This window comes from Candidatus Omnitrophota bacterium, assembly GCA_013791745.1.
In the GTDB taxonomy this organism is placed as follows: Bacteria; CG03; CG03; order CG03; family CG03; genus CG03.
Window position 1 is genome coordinate 1 of sequence record VMTH01000015.1, and the last position, 19580, is coordinate 19580.

At 50.7% G+C, this 19580-nt stretch carries 16 protein-coding genes; 6 read left to right on the forward strand and 10 right to left on the reverse strand.

Annotated elements, in window-relative coordinates:
* The 10 genes from FP827_00680 to FP827_00725 all read right to left on the reverse strand — a co-directional run.
* Nucleotides 1-290, reverse strand: a 290-nt coding sequence (locus FP827_00680; GenBank protein ID MBA3051599.1) for a bifunctional hexulose-6-phosphate synthase/ribonuclease regulator, incomplete at its 3' end; no start/stop codon positions are given.
* The gene (locus FP827_00685; GenBank protein ID MBA3051600.1) at nucleotides 283-717 is read right to left on the reverse strand and encodes a YjbQ family protein; all 435 of its coding nucleotides are present in this window, start codon (nucleotides 715-717) and stop codon (nucleotides 283-285) included. The genes FP827_00680 and FP827_00685, both read right to left, overlap by 8 nt.
* 35 nt (nucleotides 718-752) lie before the next feature.
* Nucleotides 753-2417, reverse strand: coding sequence for a hypothetical protein (locus FP827_00690; GenBank protein MBA3051601.1), 1665 nt, complete (start codon nucleotides 2415-2417; stop codon nucleotides 753-755).
* Nucleotides 2414-5401, reverse strand: coding sequence for an MBL fold metallo-hydrolase (locus FP827_00695; protein ID MBA3051602.1), 2988 nt, complete (start codon nucleotides 5399-5401; stop codon nucleotides 2414-2416). The genes FP827_00690 and FP827_00695 overlap by 4 nt, the downstream gene beginning before the upstream one ends.
* Complete coding sequence (gene plsY / locus FP827_00700; protein MBA3051603.1) at nucleotides 5398-5988, reverse strand: glycerol-3-phosphate 1-O-acyltransferase PlsY; 591 nt, start codon at nucleotides 5986-5988, stop codon at nucleotides 5398-5400. The genes FP827_00695 and plsY overlap by 4 nt, the downstream gene beginning before the upstream one ends.
* Nucleotides 5970-7286, reverse strand: coding sequence for a GTP-binding protein (locus FP827_00705; GenBank protein ID MBA3051604.1), 1317 nt, complete (start codon nucleotides 7284-7286; stop codon nucleotides 5970-5972). Before FP827_00705 ends, plsY begins: the two co-directional genes overlap by 19 nt.
* On the reverse strand, nucleotides 7208-8299 hold the full coding sequence (gene hflX, locus FP827_00710) for a GTPase HflX (protein MBA3051605.1): 1092 nt from the start codon (nucleotides 8297-8299) through the stop codon (nucleotides 7208-7210). Before hflX ends, FP827_00705 begins: the two co-directional genes overlap by 79 nt.
* Before the next feature lie 132 nt (nucleotides 8300-8431).
* Nucleotides 8432-9958: a YifB family Mg chelatase-like AAA ATPase gene (locus FP827_00715; protein ID MBA3051606.1), complete on the reverse strand. Its 1527-nt coding sequence runs from the start codon at nucleotides 9956-9958 to the stop codon at nucleotides 8432-8434.
* Nucleotides 9942-10421, reverse strand: coding sequence for a hypothetical protein (locus FP827_00720; GenBank protein MBA3051607.1), 480 nt, complete (start codon nucleotides 10419-10421; stop codon nucleotides 9942-9944). Before FP827_00720 ends, FP827_00715 begins: the two co-directional genes overlap by 17 nt.
* 1 nt (nucleotide 10422) lies before the next feature.
* A complete protein-coding gene (locus FP827_00725; protein MBA3051608.1) occupies nucleotides 10423-14586 on the reverse strand; it encodes a hypothetical protein in 4164 nt (1387 codons plus the stop codon).
* Nucleotides 14587-14634: 48 nt separating this feature from the next.
* On the opposite strand from FP827_00725, the gene FP827_00730 reads away from it, so the two are divergent.
* From FP827_00730 to FP827_00755, 6 genes are all read left to right on the forward strand, one after another.
* Nucleotides 14635-15351, forward strand: a complete 717-nt coding sequence (locus FP827_00730; GenBank protein ID MBA3051609.1) for a site-2 protease family protein — start codon at nucleotides 14635-14637, stop codon at nucleotides 15349-15351.
* Between the two features lie 5 nt (nucleotides 15352-15356).
* Nucleotides 15357-16349 (forward strand): tryptophan--tRNA ligase, encoded by a 993-nt coding sequence (gene trpS, locus FP827_00735; GenBank protein ID MBA3051610.1) that lies wholly within the window; start codon nucleotides 15357-15359, stop codon nucleotides 16347-16349.
* A complete protein-coding gene (locus FP827_00740) occupies nucleotides 16346-17107 on the forward strand; it encodes a hypothetical protein (protein MBA3051611.1) in 762 nt (253 codons plus the stop codon). The genes trpS and FP827_00740 overlap by 4 nt, the downstream gene beginning before the upstream one ends.
* Nucleotides 17094-17720, forward strand: coding sequence for an SMC-Scp complex subunit ScpB (scpB, locus tag FP827_00745; protein MBA3051612.1), 627 nt, complete (start codon nucleotides 17094-17096; stop codon nucleotides 17718-17720). The genes FP827_00740 and scpB overlap by 14 nt, the downstream gene beginning before the upstream one ends.
* Entirely contained in the window at nucleotides 17717-18793 is a 1077-nt protein-coding gene (gene pheA, locus FP827_00750; GenBank protein MBA3051613.1) for a prephenate dehydratase, read from the forward strand. The genes scpB and pheA overlap by 4 nt, the downstream gene beginning before the upstream one ends.
* Nucleotides 18790-19580: aminotransferase class I/II-fold pyridoxal phosphate-dependent enzyme (locus tag FP827_00755; protein ID MBA3051614.1), on the forward strand; the 791-nt coding region annotated here is incomplete at its 3' end. The genes pheA and FP827_00755, both read left to right, overlap by 4 nt.

A 19580-nucleotide genomic window follows, 5' to 3' on the forward strand; every position in this document is an offset into this window, starting at 1 on the left:
CACTCCTGTACAGTGGAAACGCCCGCGGCGGAACAGACCGTCACTATGCTCGCTCCGGCTTTGGCGGCTATCTCCACTTCCGCGCGGCCCGTGTCCATTATCTTCATATCGGCGACAATAGGAATGTTTTTGAATTCCCCGCGGAGAGCCCGCACAGCTTCAAGGCCGCAGCTTTTTATCAGCGGCGTACCCGCCTCAAGAATATCAGCGCCTCCGGCGACCGCCGCTCGCGCGGCTTTAAGAGCCCGCGGCAGATCCACAAAATCAAGCGCTATCTGTAATTTAGCCATTTTTTCCTCCGCCGCCCATAACCGTGACCATGAGTTCTCTCTCTCGCGGACAGCTGTCAGTATCTATGAAGACGATCCTTTGCCAGACGCCGAGAAATACCTGCCCCTTTCTGACGGGAATGGTCATGTCCGGCCCTATGAGGGAAGCCCGCACATGGGAATGGCCGTTGCGCGCGGCGTGGGACAAGTTGTGCTTGTATTCGCCCAGCGTGGGGATGATCTTCTCAAAGAAATCCCTGAAATCCTCCAGAAGGCCGCTCTCGCACTCTATGGCCGTTACGGCTCCTGTTGCGCCGGGGGCGAACACATTCACCATTCCGTCGGAAACGCCCGAAGCGCAAACCGCTTCCTGGAGCCGGGCTGTCATATCCACAATATCAAAATCCCCTTTCGTGGCGAATTTTATGGTGTTCGTCTTTATAATCATCGTTTATAAAAGCATTTTTCGGGACTTTTTTCAAATTACTCGTTTTCTATTTCCTCGAGAATTTTGTGCAGCCATTTCAGCGATTCTGAAATATTGGACAGCGCCTCTTTATAATTTTTCTTTTTGAGCGCGCCTTCGGCTTTGAGAGTGAGCGATTCCGGATATGAGACATTGACCCCCACCTTTCCCGCGTCACCGGCCAGTGCACCCGCCTCGGTTATCATCGCTTTTATATTGTCTTCAAAAAGTTTTTTCACTGATTTTTCCAAAACAGCGAGTTTGGCATCGCACTCTTCCAGGTTCCCTTTTTCGCGCAGCTCGGAAACACGCTCCTCTATCAATTTCTGAGCGGAAGAATCCCAGCGCATCAAATCCGCCGTTTTAAGGAGATCTTTCTGTTCAATGATCCGCCGTTTGAGAGCGGCGCTCCTGTCTTTTTCGATCTTTTGCCTCTCTTCTTCCTGTTTCTTCATCTGCTTTTGTGAAACCGCGACGGTGTCTCCAACAAGGAATTCCGTTATGACCTCATGCTCCATAACGAGGCCTTCATAAAGAAAAGGCTCATCGGAGAGTCTCTGTATAACCCTTCCTCGGGCTGCTATAGCGCTGTCCTTTGTGATGACAAAATTACCGTCAACTGGAAACTCGGAGCTGAAATTTATCCAGATCTCCTTTTCTCCTGCCTGAGAAACGCTGCTCACCCTGTCGGTAACACTGCCGGTTTTCACATATCGTTTCGCCTCACTCCTCTTTTCCGCAGCCTTATCAGCGATCCCGCCGACAAAGCCCGGCATATCAAATTCATAACTCACCGTGCTGAAAATGGAACTGCCCGCGTCGGCACGGGTAAGATAACTCAAATCCACGGTCACGGGTTCAAACTCAAAAGAAACCCCCGCTGATATCTGGAGATCGCTTTCCGATTCCGAGAGAATGCCGCATTCCATGATGATATCCTCAAATCCGTATTTCACTCCGGCGCGCAAACCTGAAGTCTCAGAAGAACGAAGGCCCAGCGACAGAGAGAGATGTCCTATATGTTCGGTGACAGAAGCTTCGGAAACGGAAAGAGGCGAAAATTTCTCTCCGCTGTAATCTATCTTGCTCAGGGAAGCCCTGTGCCAGAGTGAGAAGCGGGTGTCAGGATCGCCCGAAACATCCGTGAACAAAGCCGCGGCTCGGCGAAAAAAGCCGAAGCGGCCTCTCATCTCAAAACCGGCCGAGGGCAAAACGGCGCTCTGGGCGTCACCGTCAAGATCTTCGCCCGAAGCCATAACAGCCAGGCCCATCCTCAGGACATTTGAGGGCCGGAAACTCAAGGCCGCGGCATATCTGTAGTTGGAATATTCCGCCTCACCCGAAGGGATTCCCTCGTCGTCGTAGGCCTTTAATGTTTCTGACAGATTCATAATCACCGCGTAAGCGGAGAGAGAAAACTTATCCGACAGCCTCTGGCCGAAACCCGCGGAGCCTATGTTGAGGTTTCCCAGCCATCCGGCATAAGAAAATTCCAGCGCTGTCTTTTCAACTCCGGCGAGCGCCGGATTGGCCAGAACCGACGAAAGCCCGTATTGCAAGGGGCTCACAGCCCCACGGGCGGAAGAAGGGACATCCAGAAAATCAAAACAGCTCCTGCCCGGATCTGCCGCAGCGAGCGCGGCAAAACAAAAAAGCAGGGGGAGCGCGTTTAATTTTTTCATCTTTTAATCATCAGCATACCCTTGCTGGTTCCGTCAACAGCCCATAAATAAAGTCCCGGCGAGACCTGCGAAAAATTCCAGACCCATTCGCCGTTTACCGGATCCGGAGTGACATTTTCCCTCAGAACGCATTTTCCCGATATCGTAAAAACTGATATCTCGGCGGAAGAGCCGAGATTCGTAAAAGTTATTTTATTCCCCGTAGCAGGGACAGGATAAGCATAAACGCCGGCGGATTTCTTCACGGTGAAAGAATCCCGCGTGACAAAAAGCCACACCGCCGGGCTCTCCGCTTCAAAAACGACCTCGCCGTTTAAAATATAGGACACCGCTTTCTCAAAAGACAGAGTATCGCTGTTATATACATATGGAATACCGCCGGAAACGGGAATCACCGCCGTCACGGTGCCGGGGGCTACCGTAAAGCCCCTTACCGCCGCGCCGGTCACAGTGTATGTCGCCGCCAGCGAATCATAAGCGGCCGACTGAGACGGATTCAAGTTTGCAGGTAAAGTCGAAATAAAACTGACTGAGGCGGGTGATGAAAACTGCCCTGCCGCCACCGTCACCGACGAACCGTCGGTTCCGATGAAAATATTATCCTCTGACGGCGAACAGACAGTCACAAAATAATAGACCGTGGCGCTGATCATTTCTTTGCCGTCAATGTCTTTCAGCGATGAGGATACGACCAGCCGATATCTGTGATTGAAATCAAGTCCCGGCGACACGCTAAAACCCCTGCTGTCGCTTGAGGCCGTCACCTGATATTGATTCGTAGCTAATTTCGTGAGCGCTGAGACGCCGAGATTATCTCTCGTGTCCCATAACTCAACACAATTTGACGGAGAGCCGGCTGTCACCGTGTCTATTTCTATTTTGAATGTCACATCCAGCGACGGTGATGTTGAAACGCTCACTGAATCCGAAAACGACGGCGTGTTTATAAAGCCCGTTCCCGTGTAGCATGAAACAATTGTTGACGACGAAATGTTGCCCGCCTCATCGGCAGCCTGCACTTTGATCCAATAGCGGGTATATTCGCTCAACAAACTAAGCGTCCGGTTTTTAGAGCCGCTGGTCAACCCGGTTCCCGAAATTGCTATGGTTGAAGCGGGCGAAAAATAACTGTTTTCCGCATAGATAATTTGACATGACGACACCGCTCCCTCGGTGCCGTTATCGCCGGGCATTGTCCATGTGAGATAAATCCCGTCTGAGCCCGTCCTCAAGACACTTGTATCCGAAATAAACGCGGGTGGCAAGCTGTCCGTAACGGTAAAAGAGCTGATATTCGAAATGTCGCTTTTTTCCCCATATTCATTTTCTCCGAATACGGCAAAATATTTCTTGCCGTCGGGAATATTTTTTATGCAGAAACTTTCATTTTGCCCCGGATTTTTCGGCTGTGCCGTGGAAAAATCTATACCAAAGGCTTCGGGGGCGGCATAAGTGATTTCAAAAGTGTAGGGGCTGTCAAAAGCCGAGAAAGAATATGACGCGTAAATCACCCTGTAACGGGAACAGGCGCCTGTGGGATTTTCGGTGGATACTGACGGCGCCAGCCATGAAAGGTTTATATCACCCTCGCCGTTTAACGCCATGCCGCTGAGCGTGGTGATGGTAAGCGGCCGCCACGGCGGAAGCGTTGTGGTGGACGCCTCGTTAGAATATCTTCTCTCATAATAATATGTGGTGAGAGCGGACAAACGGAAGTAATATGGCATATCCGAAGCGAGCCCCGTGAGAGAGTAAGGATGATTTGTGATTGGCGTGGAATTATACCTTTGATATATACCGGTTTCAGCAGACATCCCCGCGTTTTTCCAGGCCCCACCCGCTATATTCGCCCCGGGATCACCGCCCTGATAAGTGGAATAAAAAACATAATAACCTTCTATGGAACCGGAAAGATCATAAGTCCAGTCGAGGGTGACCTCATGTCGCCCGCGCGCGAGAACAGAAAGCCCCGATGGCAGCGCCGGAGGCGCCAAAACATAGGGCATGCCGGCGCTCAAATCAAAAGTACCGTAAGAATCACCGGGGAAAGACGCGGGATTATGGCTGGCTTTATCACCGCCAAAAGCCGTCATTCTCGTTATATCAAAATTTCCTTTTTCATCCGCTTTCACGAGAATAGTGCCGTCCAAATCTGTTCTATAGATAATGGACTCTATGTCTATCACCCTGCTTATCGCCGTGGCATCCGGCGGCGGCGCGCTGCGCCCCCCTGTGGGGAGCATAGAATAAGACGGGGCAAGCCACGAAAGAAAAGTCGTATCATTGCTCGTGGCCGAAGAACCGTGATGATGCATTTTATAAAAATCAATCGGCCCCTCAGAACTTGATATCACCGATTCTACCGATACCGTGGCATCTCCACCGAACAGAAAAGAACTTTCACCAAGACTCATTTTTAGAACAAGTGAGCGGTCATTATCGGACGCAGCGTTATTAAACGCAAGCACCTTACATACAACATTGGGGTCCCACGCGGTCCCAACATTCGTCGCCGGGCCGCTCAAATAAGAACCGACGGAATAATCCGACATTTTATACACCGTGCACGATGCCTGACTGTTAAGAGCGGTCTGAACCGTATTCTGTTCAATCGTTCCCGTGCAATAAAAATTATCAACCGTATAATTATTCAGCACAAGGTTTAAGCCGGCGTAATGATCATCATGCGGATGAGTCAGCACCATATGATTTATCGTCGTAACACCCAGATAATCAAGAAAATTATCAAGATGAGAACTGGCGGCGAGAGACTGGCCTCCGCCATCGATAAGAACATTTTTGTCGTCCGCCGTATCCAGCGCTTTATCCGCACCCGGCAGCTGAATAAAAATACTGTCACCATAAGCCCCGTTGCCCCAAAGAACATAAAAAACCCTTATATGGTTTCCCGCAATTAGCGATTGCCCGGAAAGTAAAAAAAAGAGACAGGATAAAACTGCCCTTTTGAAAAAGGGATTTCTCACGGCTTGACTATCCTCTTTTCCTCGCCACTGAAAAGTCTTCTGATATTTGATCTGTGCGAAAACACAACGAACACAAACGTCGCCAAAGCAAAAAATTTAATCTCCGTCGGCATACCGAAAACAAAACAGAACACGGGGAAAAATCCCGCGGCTATAATGGATGAAAACGAGATTATGCGCGAGAAAATGAAGACAAAAACAAAAACGGCAAAACTTGACAGCAGACAAAAAGGCGCCAGCGCCGCCGCCACGCCCGCGGAAGAGGCAACGCCTTTGCCGCCCCTGCCTTTAAGAAAAATTGAAAAATTGTGGCCGAGGATAACTATCAGGCCCAGAGCGATCTTCAGAGCATAGCTTCCTCCGAAGAAAAAAGGGAAAATAAAACCTTTGGCAAAATCCAGAAAAAAAACAAGGAGCGCCGCCGCCAGCCCCGCGGCCCTGTAAACATTCGTGGCGCCGGTGGAACCGGAACCGAGTTCCCGCACATCCCTGCCCTTGAACAGCTTGACATAGATCCAGCCGAAAGGAACTGATCCCGCGATGAACGCGGCGATGATCAAAAAAACAGTCATCCAAGTTTCTGCCATTTTATTTTTACCGGTACCCCCGAAAGCTCATAATTCTCCCTGATCATCCTCTCCAGATATCTTTCATCCGCGGATGTGAGCGGTTTTCTTTTACTCCTGTATTTTATCAAAATTGCCGGCGGTGAGAAAGAAACCTGCTTTGCCGAGAGAATAAAAAGATGCAGGCGGGATTCCTCCACGATCTTTTTTATCCTCCTGTCCAGACCCTGAAAGTTTATGGCGGCGCGCTCTTTCAGAAGAACAATTTCCCTGACGGCTTTTTTTATGCCCTTTTTTTTGGCCGCCGATACCATAAAGACCCCGGGCGCCGGAAGGAAAGAGAATGTTTCGCTCGCGTGGTTCATGAACATGCGGCGTTTGGACAGGGGGGTGATGTCGGATTTATTGAATAAAAGAAGGCAGGGCTTGTGTTTTATCAGAGCTGCGATACGCAGTTCCTTCTGCGTGAGCTGTTTTGACGCGTCTATTATAAAACACACCGTGTCAGTCTCGCGCAATGCGTCTTTGAAAAGACTCATGTTATAAACCCTGAGCTCCTCTCTTCTGTATCTTCTGAAAATGCCGGCGCTGTCATAAAATTTTATAAGGCCGAACTCGCTACTGTATGTCTCGGCCACTATCTCATTTGTCGTACCGGGAATGGGAGATGTTTTGAAACGGCTCTCGCCCAGAATCGCGTTCAGGAAAGTGGATTTACCCGCATTCGGAGCCCCGACGACCAGGCATGAGACGCTTTCCTTATCCGGTTTATCCACGGCTGGCACTTCCTGCGCTTCGGCCTCATCCAGAAGATCATCCACACCTTTTTTGTGCAGGGCTGAAATGCAATAAACGGGCAGTCCATAACGGTAAAGCTCTTCCGCGGCCTCCTCGGCCTCCTCACTCTCCGACTTGTTGGCCACGATCCAGAGTTTCCGGGAAAATTTTCTGGCCTCATTGATTATTTCATCGTCTGTCGCGTTAAAATCCAGCGGATCGCAGATGACAAAGACAAGATCCGCGTCTTTCAGCGACGACGAACCTTCCCTGACAGCGCGCCCGTCAACAAGTCCGACGGTATCCACCGGGAAAAAAGTCACGCCATCCCTCTCGAAAACACCCGTCTGATAATCGCTGGTGATACTTTCCTCATCCTTCGGCCTGGAATAAGTTTGCCTTTTTGTCAGGCGCGAGAACAATGTGGTTTTTCCCACGCCCGGTTTGCCTATAAAAATAATTTTCATTTGTTGATAAGGTCGTATATCCCGCTCTTTAAGCGCTCTATTCCCACTTTTTGCAGAGCCGAAATCTCTATGCATTCCGAAGTCGTATCATGATCGGGGAAGAGCGCTTTTTCAAATTTCCAGTCATGACAATCCTTGTAGATCTTATCGCATTTGTTGAGCGCGTAGAGCCGCGGTATTTTATCAAACGCCAGCTGTTTCAGCGTATCCTCCACAACTTTTCTGTGCATCTCTATATCAGGGTCGGGCCCGTCCAGCACAACGAGAACAACGGAAGCGGGCTCTATCTCCTCCAGCGTGGAATGGAAGGCGTTGATGAGCTGCGGCGGTATATCATTTATAAATCCGACGGTGTCCACAAAAAGGACATCCCTGTCAAATATCCGGGCTCTTCTTGTCATGGGCTGAAGCGTCTGGAACAGCCTGTCCCTGGCGACGGCATCGGATTTGGTCAGCGTGTTGAGAAGCGTCGTTTTTCCCGAATTCGTGTAACCGCACAGGGCTATCACGGGAATGTTCAATTTCAGGCGGCGGCTCCTCTGGATGCCCCGCCTTTTTTTAATGTCGTCGAGGTGTTTTTTCAAAAGCGAGATCCTTTTTTCTATACGCCGGCGGTCGGTTTCAATCTCTCTTTCGCCAGGGCCTCTCATCCCTATTCCGCCCTGCTGGCGCTCAAGATGAGTCCACATTCCCGCCAGACGCGGCAGAAGATACTGGCACTGGGCGAGTTCCACCTGATCCCTGCCGTCCTGCGTGTGAGCCGAACGCGCGAATATATCAAGTATCAGCCGTGTGCGGTCTATGACTTTCATCGAAAGAGCTTTTTCCAGATTCCTCTGCTGGCCGGGCTTCAGATTGATGTCAAAAATAACGGTTACAGCGCCCGCGTCGGCGGCCTGCTGGGCCAGGAAGTCAACCTGGCCTTTGCCTATGTAAAAAACGCTGTTAGGCCTGTCTATCCTGAAAACGGATTCTCCGACGGCAGTCCCGCCTGAGGTGTCGGCAAGACGGCGCAGCTCTTCAAGACCGCTTTCGCGGCCTTGCCGCCGTTGCTTTATTCTCACTCCAGCCAAAAAAACTTTTTCCATATTTTTTACACCCTTATCCTTATTGATTTCTGCTGACGCGCTTTCCCGCACTTCACAGCGAACACCCCGCAAGGAGACTTTACATTTAGTATGGCCATTTGTTAAGTGCGCTTTCGTCTAGCTATAAAAATATCAAGAACTGATCCCTTCTTCGTCCAGCCTGTATTGAAGGGCTTCAGCAATGTGCTCGTCAAGGATTTTTTCGCTCCCGCCCAAGTCGGCTATGCTGCGGGACACTTTCAAAATTTTATCCGCTCCACGACGGGATATAGAAAACTGCTCGCGGGCCCGCAGCAGAAGTTTTGCCCCTTCCGGTGAAACGGGGCAGAACGCTTTCACATCTTCCGGGGCAAGACGCGCGTTAGAATAAACACCCTTCCTCCCCTGAAGCCGCGCGAGAGCCCTCAAGCGCGCTTCGGCCACACGCGACCTGACCACTTCCGATGACTCGGAAGGTTCTTCCGGATAAACATCGCCGGATATTTCCTGGGAGACCTCGATCTGTATATCTATCCTGTCCATTATCGGGCCGGAGATACGGCTCCTGTATTTTTTTATGCGGTAGGGCGTGCAGGCGCATTCTTTTGAAGGATGGCCGTGATAACCGCAGGGACAGGGATTCATCGCGGCCACAAGCATGAATGACGCCGGAAAAGTGCTGGTCCCCCGCACACGCGAAACAGTGATACGCCCGTCTTCCATCGGCGAGCGCATGGCCTCCACGGCACGGCGGCTGAATTCCGGAAATTCGTCAAGAAAAAGAATGCCCCTGTGGGCGAGGGAGATTTCCCCCGGACGCGCCGATGAGCCGCCGCCGACCAGCGCCACATCCGAGATGGTGTGATGAGGCGACCTGAAAGGACGGTTTGCCATGAGGCCTTCTCCTTCCTTCAGCAGATTGCAGGCCGAATATATGCATGAGACATCTCTGGCCTCGTCGTCTGTCATGGGCGGAAGGATACCCGGCATCCTCATGGCGAGCATGGTCTTGCCGGAGCCGGGAGGGCCTATCATCAGGACATTGTGGCCGCCGGCGGAGGCGACCTCCAGAGCTCTTTTGGCAAAACTCTGGCCCTCCACATCTGAAAAATCAGGGTATGTCACAGCCCCGGATTGGCGGGGCCTGCCCGTGAAGGGAGCTATTTGCTCCTCGCCCCTTAAATGCCGGACAAGTTCGGCAATACTTTTTACGCCTATCACCTCGACCCCCCGCACCGTCGCGGCTTCGCTCTCGCATCCGGCGGGAATATAAACTTTAGTGATCTTTTTCTTCGCCGCCGCGAGCATCGCGGGAATGATACCGCCGCAGGATTTCACCTTTCCCGAGAGAGAGATCTCTCCTATGAAAAGAGCCTCCTCGCAATCTTCCGATTTAACGGCCCCCGATGCGCTGAGTATTCCCACCGCCATGGCGAGGTCCAGCTGAGTGCCCTCTTTTTTCACGTTCGCCGGCGATAGATTTATCAGAATCCTGCTTGAGGGCATTTTGAAACCCGAATTCCTTATCGCCGACTGAAGGCGGTCACGAGCCTCCCTCACCGAAGTGTCGGGAAGCCCCACGATGCTCACCGAGGGAAGGCCGCGGCCTATATCCACCTCCGCAGTGACTATGCACGCTTTTATGCCGTGAAGTGAAAAGGTTTTAATCTGCTTCAGCATGAAACCACTCCTGGGCGTTCAGAAACTCGTTGTTTATCCGCACATCTATAAAACCCGCGTCATAGAGATCTTTATTGAGGCATTTTGTGCCGCCGTCGTAAAACACGATTGCTCGGATCAGTCCGGAATAATCCTCCGGCGCGCCGCAGACGGAAACCACCACCGGCCTGCCGTAGATATTATTTTTCATGAATTCCTTCGCGCCGCCCGCGCCGAGCGGGGAGGCCGCGAAAAGGGTAATGAAGGCCCCTTTTTTCGTCCTGAAAGATTTGTTGTCTAATATTTCCGACACCTCCGCGTGAAACATATCTGAAGATGCCGCCCATTTGACATAGGGAAAACGGTGCCGCTCAATGCCGAATTCATCCCACACTTTGAACTTGCCGCGACTCTGTAAATAAAAAACCAGCGCGGCCGCGAACAGAGCCGCGAACACCGCCGACGCATAAATCTTTTTTCTCATTCTAAAACCGTATCCTTCTCTCAAGCCCAAGGTATTTTCTGCTGTCGCCGTTTTCATCCGGCTGATAAACCGCCCTGAGAATATTGTCTCCCTTTATGCGGTATATGAGCTCAAAACCGCTAAACAGCTGGAGCGAAGAAACGTCCTTCATGAACTCCATATTATAGCCGAAATACATTCTACCAAAAGATTTGCCCATATATAAATTCATCCTGTCCGGGGCATCCAGCGCATCGAGCTTGTTCCCGCTGTCAGCTCTTGCCGCCAAAGCGGACACATTGAGCCTCACATCGTCGACAATCCCTGTTTCCCTGACAATTTCCGAGAAAAAAGGATTTATAATAGAGGTGTCTATAACTTTGGCTATTTCCTTTTTCATGAATTCAAGATCGCCCGGCGCGGCCGAGGGTACGCCAGTTATCATCTGATAAGCCTGTTCCCCGCTCGTCTTGTCTGAAAAATCTTTTGAGGCGAGATTGATATCCAGCGACTCCAGCGGAGAATGCCGGATATCCACCCTTATGGTGTCGGCGATAACGTCAAAGGGCGGGTTCGGGTTTTTTCTGCTGACGGCAGCCTCGGCCTGAAGAGTGAGGAAGATCTTGTTTTTAGCGATATCTATTTCGGCAAAATCTATGTCAAGATTCTTGCCCAGATAGGTAAGCCTGCCGCGGTTGCTGGAAATTTTTCCGTTCACCTCATAAGGCGCGCCTTTGATATTGATGGAACCGTAAATATCCGCCTTGAACTTATCCGATATCCATTCAACATTCTTATCGAACACAAGTGTCACATCCATATCCGGAAGCGCGCCGCGTGATGTTTTCAGGCCGTCCTGCCGGTAAGAAAACCGGGCGTCTTTGATCTTCAGCAAACCTTTGATGGAAGCGTTTTCCCCGTCATCGGCGAGTGACAGATTGCCGGAAATCTTCCCGTAAGACGGCGCGGTCCCTAAAATATATTTGAGCACCTTTCTTCTTTCTATCAGAAGCCCGGGCACAACGACAGGCACGCCCTTTTCCGGCAGATACAGGTCAATGCTGTAATTTTTGAGACCCCCGGAGGCGAGGAGCGCCTCACCCGCGAGAGTGAAATCCACGCCTTTCACCGAGCCCGTTGAAGACATTATTATTTTACCGCCCCGGGAAACGGCATTGAGCGAAAAATCAACGGTTTCGGGATAATCCCTGTGCTTCGCGCGAAAACCGGACTTTATTTTCCCTTCTATCCGCGGCATTTCATAGGTGCCGCCGGCAAGGATACTGCCCGAGGCGGAAAAATTCCTTATCTCACCGAAAGAAGTCTGGATAACGGGGATCCTCACATTATCAGCGATAATAGAGGCATTATTAACCTGCCCTGCCGAGGCGGCGATATATCCGCCCGTCTGAATAAATCCTTCGGCCGTGTCGATCCTCACATCGGGATAAATAAAATCGCCGTCAAAAGTCACGCTGCCGGCAGCGCCAACCTTAGTTCCAATATAAATATCCGGCGCGGCAAAAGAAAATTTATAGCCTTTTGCCGAGGCATCAAACTCCATCTTCACATCGCCAAAAGCTTCTATATCCGAATTGAGCAGCTTCAGTATCTTTTGCAGATCCATGCTCCGCGTTTTCAGTTTCCATATCCCGCCGGGCTGCCAGAGCGCGGATATACGGCTGCCCCCCGTGAAAATCTCCCAGGCGCCGCCGGAAGATGCCAAAACGCCTTCAAGACCGTTGGAGGCGGCATTGGGCCTGGCGAAAACGGTTTTATCCGAACTGATAAAAATGTCATATTCAAAGGGTGTATAGAAAGCGTTTATGAAAACATCGTCGGCTTTGCCTTTCAGGCGCAGGCCGGAACTGTGGTCAATTTCAAAAACCGAATTGGCGAATATGTCAGCCGGGCCTTTTTTGATATTTCTGATCTGAACGCGTCCCCGCGCTGCGCGGCGTTCCATCTGCCACGAAACATCAAAAAATTCCACCCGCCCGGCGCCGGCGCGGATCAGAGCATGGGAAACGACAACCTCCTTTGGCCGGATGCCGGACATAATGAGACAGAACTCCCCTGACAGGGAATTCTGTCTAACGCCCGACGGGGAAATCGGAATTTCAGAATCGGGTATGCTTATGTTCAAAGCCGAAAGGCCGCTGGGCCGGAGCGTGCCGGATAATTTCTGTGAAAAATTTTCGCCGCTGATCTCGGCCTCGAAACCGCCGTCTTTGATTTTAACGCGGGCCGACAGATTCTCATCCTTTTTGAGAGCCTTGATCCGGAGAGGGTAATCTTTTATAAAGAGCTTACCCGAAATGCTTTTTGACAGTGTCAATTCGCCGGAGGCATATTGACCGAATATCATATTCGTCAGCGCGGCCGTGCCGCCGGAGACACTGAAGTCCGTGCTGAAATCGCCGGCGGTTAAGAGGCCCCTTAAATCGCCGGAGTCATATTTACCTTCCGCCTTGAAACCGGCCTGCGCTGTTTTGCCTTCAAGCGTAAACGCCGTCTTTCCTTTAGCCGGCAACTGGCCGTATTTAAGGAAATTTTGGGCCCCCTTAAATGAAACGTCCAGTTTGCCGCGGGAATATGACAGCGAACATTTTCCGGAGTCCCTGAGAAAAGACAGGTCCGGTAAAAAAGACGAAACGAAAGAAAAACCGCCGGGAAAGGTTTTAATGAGCCCGTCCCTGAAAACGGCGGAGTCCTTCCGCGGCGCGACCGTCTTCTCGAACGCGGCCGCGTAAGTCAATATCGCCTCTTCAAGGACAAAATCGCCGTTCTTTTTAGCGAATTTAGCGCGTAAAACATTCGCGCCCGAAATATTATCAAGCTTAACGGCGGCCGTTCCCGTATCAACACTGTATAAAATATCTCCTTTAAGCTTCAATTCCCGGCCGTAAAAAACAGCGTCTATGTCCGGGTGCGCTATGAAATCTTTGCCGAGTTCATAAGGAGCGTCAAGTTTTAAAAAACTCGCGCCGCTGTTAAAAACTCCCCTGATGCTACCCTTTATGAAAAACACGCCGGAAGCAATACCCCCTTTTCCTTTTATATCCAAATCGCCATATTTCGCGTCAAAAGATTCTATGCTGAAACGCCGGGAATTCCTGTCATTGAAAGAAGCCGCGACGCTGGGTTGTTTCAATTCCATAGCGCCTTTTTTAAAACTTTCGGCAGAGCCCTTTATTCTGAAAACAGGGGCTTTCAAAAATCCTTCCAGGGAAACGGCGGCATCCGCGCCTTCAAAAAGAATATCATCCCGGTCTAAGCGCCCTGATACCCTGAACGAAGCGTCGCCTAACGGCTCATTGCCTAAAGAACTCACTTTCATGTCGCCGCGTAGGCGTAATTGCCCATACTCGGCCGAAATACCGGAAAATTCCGCCGTTTCTTTTGACAACAAAAGGACGCTTTTAAAATCTTTCAGCTCAAAAGCTTCTCCCGCGAAAAAAGATATGCCCGGAAAAACAGCCGAATCCGCGGTCACCACGCCGGACATTTCCATATCCCGGATTTTTCCGTCGCCCAGGGCGGCCCTCATTGTCCCCGAAAAATTCTCGCCTGACAGCTGCGGGGTGGATAAAAAAATGGAGAAAAAATCCATGTTTTTGACGCTGCTCTGCATTTTCCACAGGCCAGTGCCCTCCCTGTCCGCGCGGGAAGACGCGGTGAAATTGCCGGAACGGATATGAACGCGCAGATGGCCGTCATCAATACGTCCGGCGAAAACAAAAGCCCTCTGCAAATCTTTTAAGGTAACGCGCACGCGCCTGAAAAATAAAGACGGCAGCGCGATATCCGCGGGGGCTTTCGGGCTCACCGGGAACAGCTTTGCTATATCCGAACTAACGATTGATATTTCGCTGTCCTCAACGCCGATCTTCCCGGGCGCGACGCCTTTCCTGAGAATAAATAAAAAGGGGAAATATAATGTCACTCTTTTAAAATGAAGCGTTTTTATATACTCGTTATGCGTTATCAGTACAACATCATTCAAGGTGACGGTGCGGATGAAATCGCTCTCAATCGATCCCCATCTCAGATCCGCGCCCGATTCCGCGATCCGGCGGGAAACGGCCGAATTAATTTCTTCCGTGATCCTGCCAAAAGGAAAAAAGGCAAAAAAAGCGGTCACGGCTATTGCCGCTAAGGCAAGGAATTTCAAGAGTGTTTTCATTGGCCGATTATACCAAATTTTTCCTCCTCTCACAGCTTCACGGAATCAATGCCCCTGAAAATGCGCTTTTCAGGGGCATTCCAGTATATCTGCCGCGGATGGTGGTCAAGGCTTGGTCAAATTGCTATAATGCGGGCTATGTTAGAGCTGTTATTTTTGCCTATTTTGTTTTTCTCGGTCATAGTGCACGAGGTCGCGCACGGGTATGCCGCGCTGCGCCTGGGCGACGAGACCGCCCTTTATTCGGGACGGCTGACACTCAACCCCATCCCGCACATCGACCCTGTGGGAACAATAATTTTGCCGCTGTTTCTGTTCATAACCAACGCGGGCTTTTTAATAGGGTGGGCGAAACCCGTACCTGTCAATCCTTATAATTTTGTAAACCCCAGACAGGATTTCGCTAAAGTCGGCGCCGCCGGCCCCCTGGCTAATATAGCGCTCGCCCTGATCTCGGCGATGCTGCTGACAATTATCAATCTGGCCGGACTCATGACGAGCTTCGAGCTGATCGCGGGGCTTCTTCAATACTCTGTTTTCATAAACATACTGCTGGCTGTTTTCAACCTCATACCCATACCGCCGCTGGACGGATCCCGTATCCTCGCGGCCGTACTGCCTTACGACAAAGCCTATAAATACGAGCGGATGATGCGTTTCGGGCCTTTTCTGACGCTGATTGTCCTATGGATGTTCTGGCCTGTCATTTTTACGATCGTCAGAACTATAGCGGGGACTATCCTCTCTGTGGCCTTGTCCATATAAAATTTATGAAAAAAAAGAGAATATTATCCGGCATGCGGCCCACGGGCGCCATGCACCTGGGGCATTTCTTCGGCGCTCTGGGTAACTGGGTCAAAATGCAGGATGAGTATGAGACCTTTTACATGGTCGCCGACTGGCACGCCATGACCACCCTTTATGACAAAACTTCCGACATGGCAGGGATACGCTCTTCCGCGGATGATATGGTCGCCGATTGGCTCGCCTGCGGAATAGACACATCCAAAAGCTGTATTTTCCGCCAGTCGGATGTGCCCGCGCACAGCGAACTCTTTCTCATACTTTCAATGGTCACGCCCCTGGGATGGCTCCAGCGCTGCCCCACCTACAAAGAACAGCTGAAAGAAATAAAGAACCACGACATCGGCACCTTCGGCTTTCTCGGCTATCCGGTACTCCAGGCCTCGGACATCCTCCTCTACCGGGCGCACTGCGTGCCGGTTGGAGAAGACCAGCTGCCCCATCTTGAGATAACGCGTGAAATAGCGCGGCGTTTCAATCACCTCTATCCGGGCCCCGACAAAGTCTTTCCCGAACCCAAAGCGCTGCTGACAGAATCGCCGAGGCTGCTCGGAACGGACGGAAGAAAGATGTCAAAGAGTTACGGCAACGCCGTCAATCTCAGCGATGATGAAAAAACAACGGCAAAAAAGATCTCGCTGATGATCACCGACCCCGAAAGGATACACAAGGACGATGCCGGCCACCCCGAGGTCTGCAGCGTATTCTCTTACTGGAAGGCGATCCCCGGCGAAAAAAACAAAGAAATATCATCGGACTGCAAAAACGCGTCAATCGGATGCGTGGCATGCAAAAAGCTCCTTGCGGAAGAGATAAACCTGCTGCTTTTGCCCGTCAGGGAGGCTCGTAAAAAAATAAGCCCCGAAGAAGTGCATAGCGCGCTGGAGTCCGGCTCGGAAAAGGCAAGAGCCGAAGCGGCGGAAACAATGGCGATAGTCAGGGACAGTATCAAAATATGAACGGAAAAAATTATATCGTCCGGCTCGACGCCTTTGAGGGGCCGCTGGACCTGCTGTTGTGGCTCATCCAGAACAACAACATGGACATCTACGACATTGAAATATCAAAGATCACCGCCCAGTATCTGTCCTTCATCGGGGTGCGGACAGCAGAGCTGGACGCGGCCGCGGACTTTCTCTCCATGGCGACTCTACTCATGCGCATCAAATCCAGCCTCATGCTCCCTAAAGAGAGCCCTGAGTATCAGGAGGCCGTGGAACAGCAGCGGGATCTTTCCGAAAAACTTATGGAATGGAAGAAAATCAAGGAGAGCCGGGGCATCCTTCTGGAAAAACATCAGTCCCGCAAAAACTTCTTCCGTCGGGATGAGCCGGCGGCGGTAGAGATCGATAAAAAAAGCACGCTCAGCGTTTTCGAACTCGCCGATATATTCGCGAATCTCGTCAGGATCCATGACAAAAATTTTGACACGATAACCGGCCCTGAAATATACCTTGAAGACGTTAAGGCGGATATTTTAGAAAGATTCAAATCCGCAGATGAAATTAAGATCTCCGGTATGCTGCAGGCGTTCCCTTCTAAGCTTTATCTGGCCGTACTCATCCTGGCCATACTGGATCTGGCTCACGACGGCATCGCTTCTCTCAGACAGGAAAAGCCTTTCGCCGAAATATATCTGACTTCTATAAACAGGGGGGAGCAGGCTCTCCCGCAGGAAGAAAACTACGCTAAAGAGGTTACTTATGGAAACAGCTGAACTTAAAAAAACGATAGAAGCCTTACTCTTTGTGAGCGGCAAAGGCATTTCTAAAAAAAAGATCGCCGAGATCACGGAAACGCCGCAGGAGAAGATAAGCGAAACGGTCAACGCTCTGAAACAGGAATGGAACAGCAATCACGGCGTGTTTATAGAGGAAATAGGCGGGGGTTACCAGATATCAACCCGGCCTGAATACTCCCCCGCCATCCTGAAACTTTATCCGTGGAAAGGCGTCATGAGGCTGTCGACCTCCGCCGCCGAGGTGCTGTCAATAGTGCTTTACAAGCAGCCCGTGACAACAGCCGAAATAAACGACATACGGGGGGTGGATTCCAGCGGTGTAATAGCGACACTCCTGAAAAACAATCTTATAAAATACAGCGGCCGCAAAGAGGGGCCCGGCAATCCGCGCCTGATAAGGATCAACGAGCCCTTCTACCACATTTTCGGCATAAGGGATGTGTCAGATATCCCGTCATGGCAGGAACTCGGAGGCGCCGAGGAAGAAACGGAAAGCGACGGGGAAGCGCTCGGCGACGAAATCACCGAAGAAGCGGAAACAAACGGTGTAAGTGATGTCCGCGAAGACGGAGAAGAAAAAGAAATATGAAAAAAATAGACACGATCCGTAAACAGATAGACACGGTTGACAGCGAACTGATACACGCTCTTCTGAAAAGGATAAAACTCGCCGAAACCATAGCTTCCTACAAAAAAAACAAGGGAGAGGACATATACCGTCCCGAAAGAGAGGATCAGATCCTGACACAGGCCACAGACAAACTTTCCCAGACAAAGGCCGCTATAACAGAAGAAGTGATGAGGACGGTCATATCCTCCTGCAGGAGCCTGCAGAAAACCCTGTCCGTGTCATACCTGGGGCCGGCGGCCACATTCACGCACAGCGCCGCGGTAAAGATATTCGGGGCTTTCTGCAAATTCCTGCCCGCGGGATCCATAGGGGATGTCTTCAACTCCGTTGAAACAGGCCGCGCCGATTACGGCGTTGTCCCTATAGAAAACTCCACTGAGGGCATGGTGAACCACACAATGGACATGTTCGCCGCGTCGAATCTTAAAATAATCAACGAGGAATACCTTGCTATATCGCAGTGCCTCGTCTCCTGCGGCAAAAACAAAAATAAGATCAAAAAACTTTATTCCCACCCTTCTGTTTTCGGGCAATGCAGGAATTATATCGCCCGCAATCTGTCATTTGCCGAACAGATAGAGGCGTCCAGCACCGCGGAAGCCGTTAAGCTGGCGGCGAAATGGCCGACACTGGGGGCAGCCATCTGTTCAAAATTCGCCGCAAAAATATACGGGATGAATGTTCTGGAGGAGCATGTTGAAGACCTTGCGCAGAATTACACGCGCTTTCTCGTCATGGGGAAAAACATACCTGAACCCAGCGGGAAAGACAAGACGTCTTTTCTTTTTTCTCTCAAAGACAGACCCGGAATACTCCATGACGCGCTGAGCCCTTTCAAAAAAAGAAAAATAAACCTGACGAAGATAGAATCCCGGCCCAGCAAAAAAAAGGCATGGGAATATCTGTTCTTTGTTGACTGCGAAGGTCACATCCTCCAGAAAAAAATACAAAATGTTGTTTCGGAACTGTCTAAATTCTGCGATTCTCTGAAAATACTGGGTTCCTACCCGGCGGGGAGACTGCCGAAATGATGATCAAAGCGAGAAAAGCCCTGAAATCTTTCTCTCCCTATATCGCCGGCAGGCCCATAAGCGAGATCAAGCGCCTTTATAAACTCAAGAAAGTGGTGAAACTGGCCTCAAACGAAAACCCCTATGACCCGCCCAAAAAGGTGATGGATGCGGTCATCCGAGGCGCCCGTGAAGTCAACCGCTACCCTGATTCAAACGCCTATGAGCTGAAAAAGAAGATAGCGCTGAAAATGGGAGTGAGCCCCGCTAATATAGTCGTGGGGAACGGCGCCGACGAGATAATAGAACTTCTCGGCAAGGCTTTTCTTGAACCTTCCGACCGCATAATCGTCTCGCGTCACGCCTTCATACGCTACCGTATGACGGCGGATCTTATGAACGCCGCCACAAAAACCGTGAACATGAAAAATTACACGCATGACCTCGCGAAAATGGCGACAGCGGCGGGCTCGAAAGATAAATTCATATTCATCACAAATCCCAGCAACCCCACCGGCACCTACAGCACGAAAAAAGAAATAGAGGAGATGTTTTCCATACTCCGGAAAAAGAAAACTTCCGTTATCCCCGTGTTCGACGAGGCTTATGTTGATTTTACGGACGCGAAAGATTATGTGTCCGCCATAGATTATTTCAGGCGCGGCAAAAAGATAATAATTCTCCGCACATTCTCAAAAACTTACGGAATGGCGGGTTTGAGGATGGGTTTCGCTGTGGCGCCGAAAAAAATATGCGAAATTTTAGAGCGCATCCGGCCGCCTTTCAACACGACATCTGTTTCCCAGGA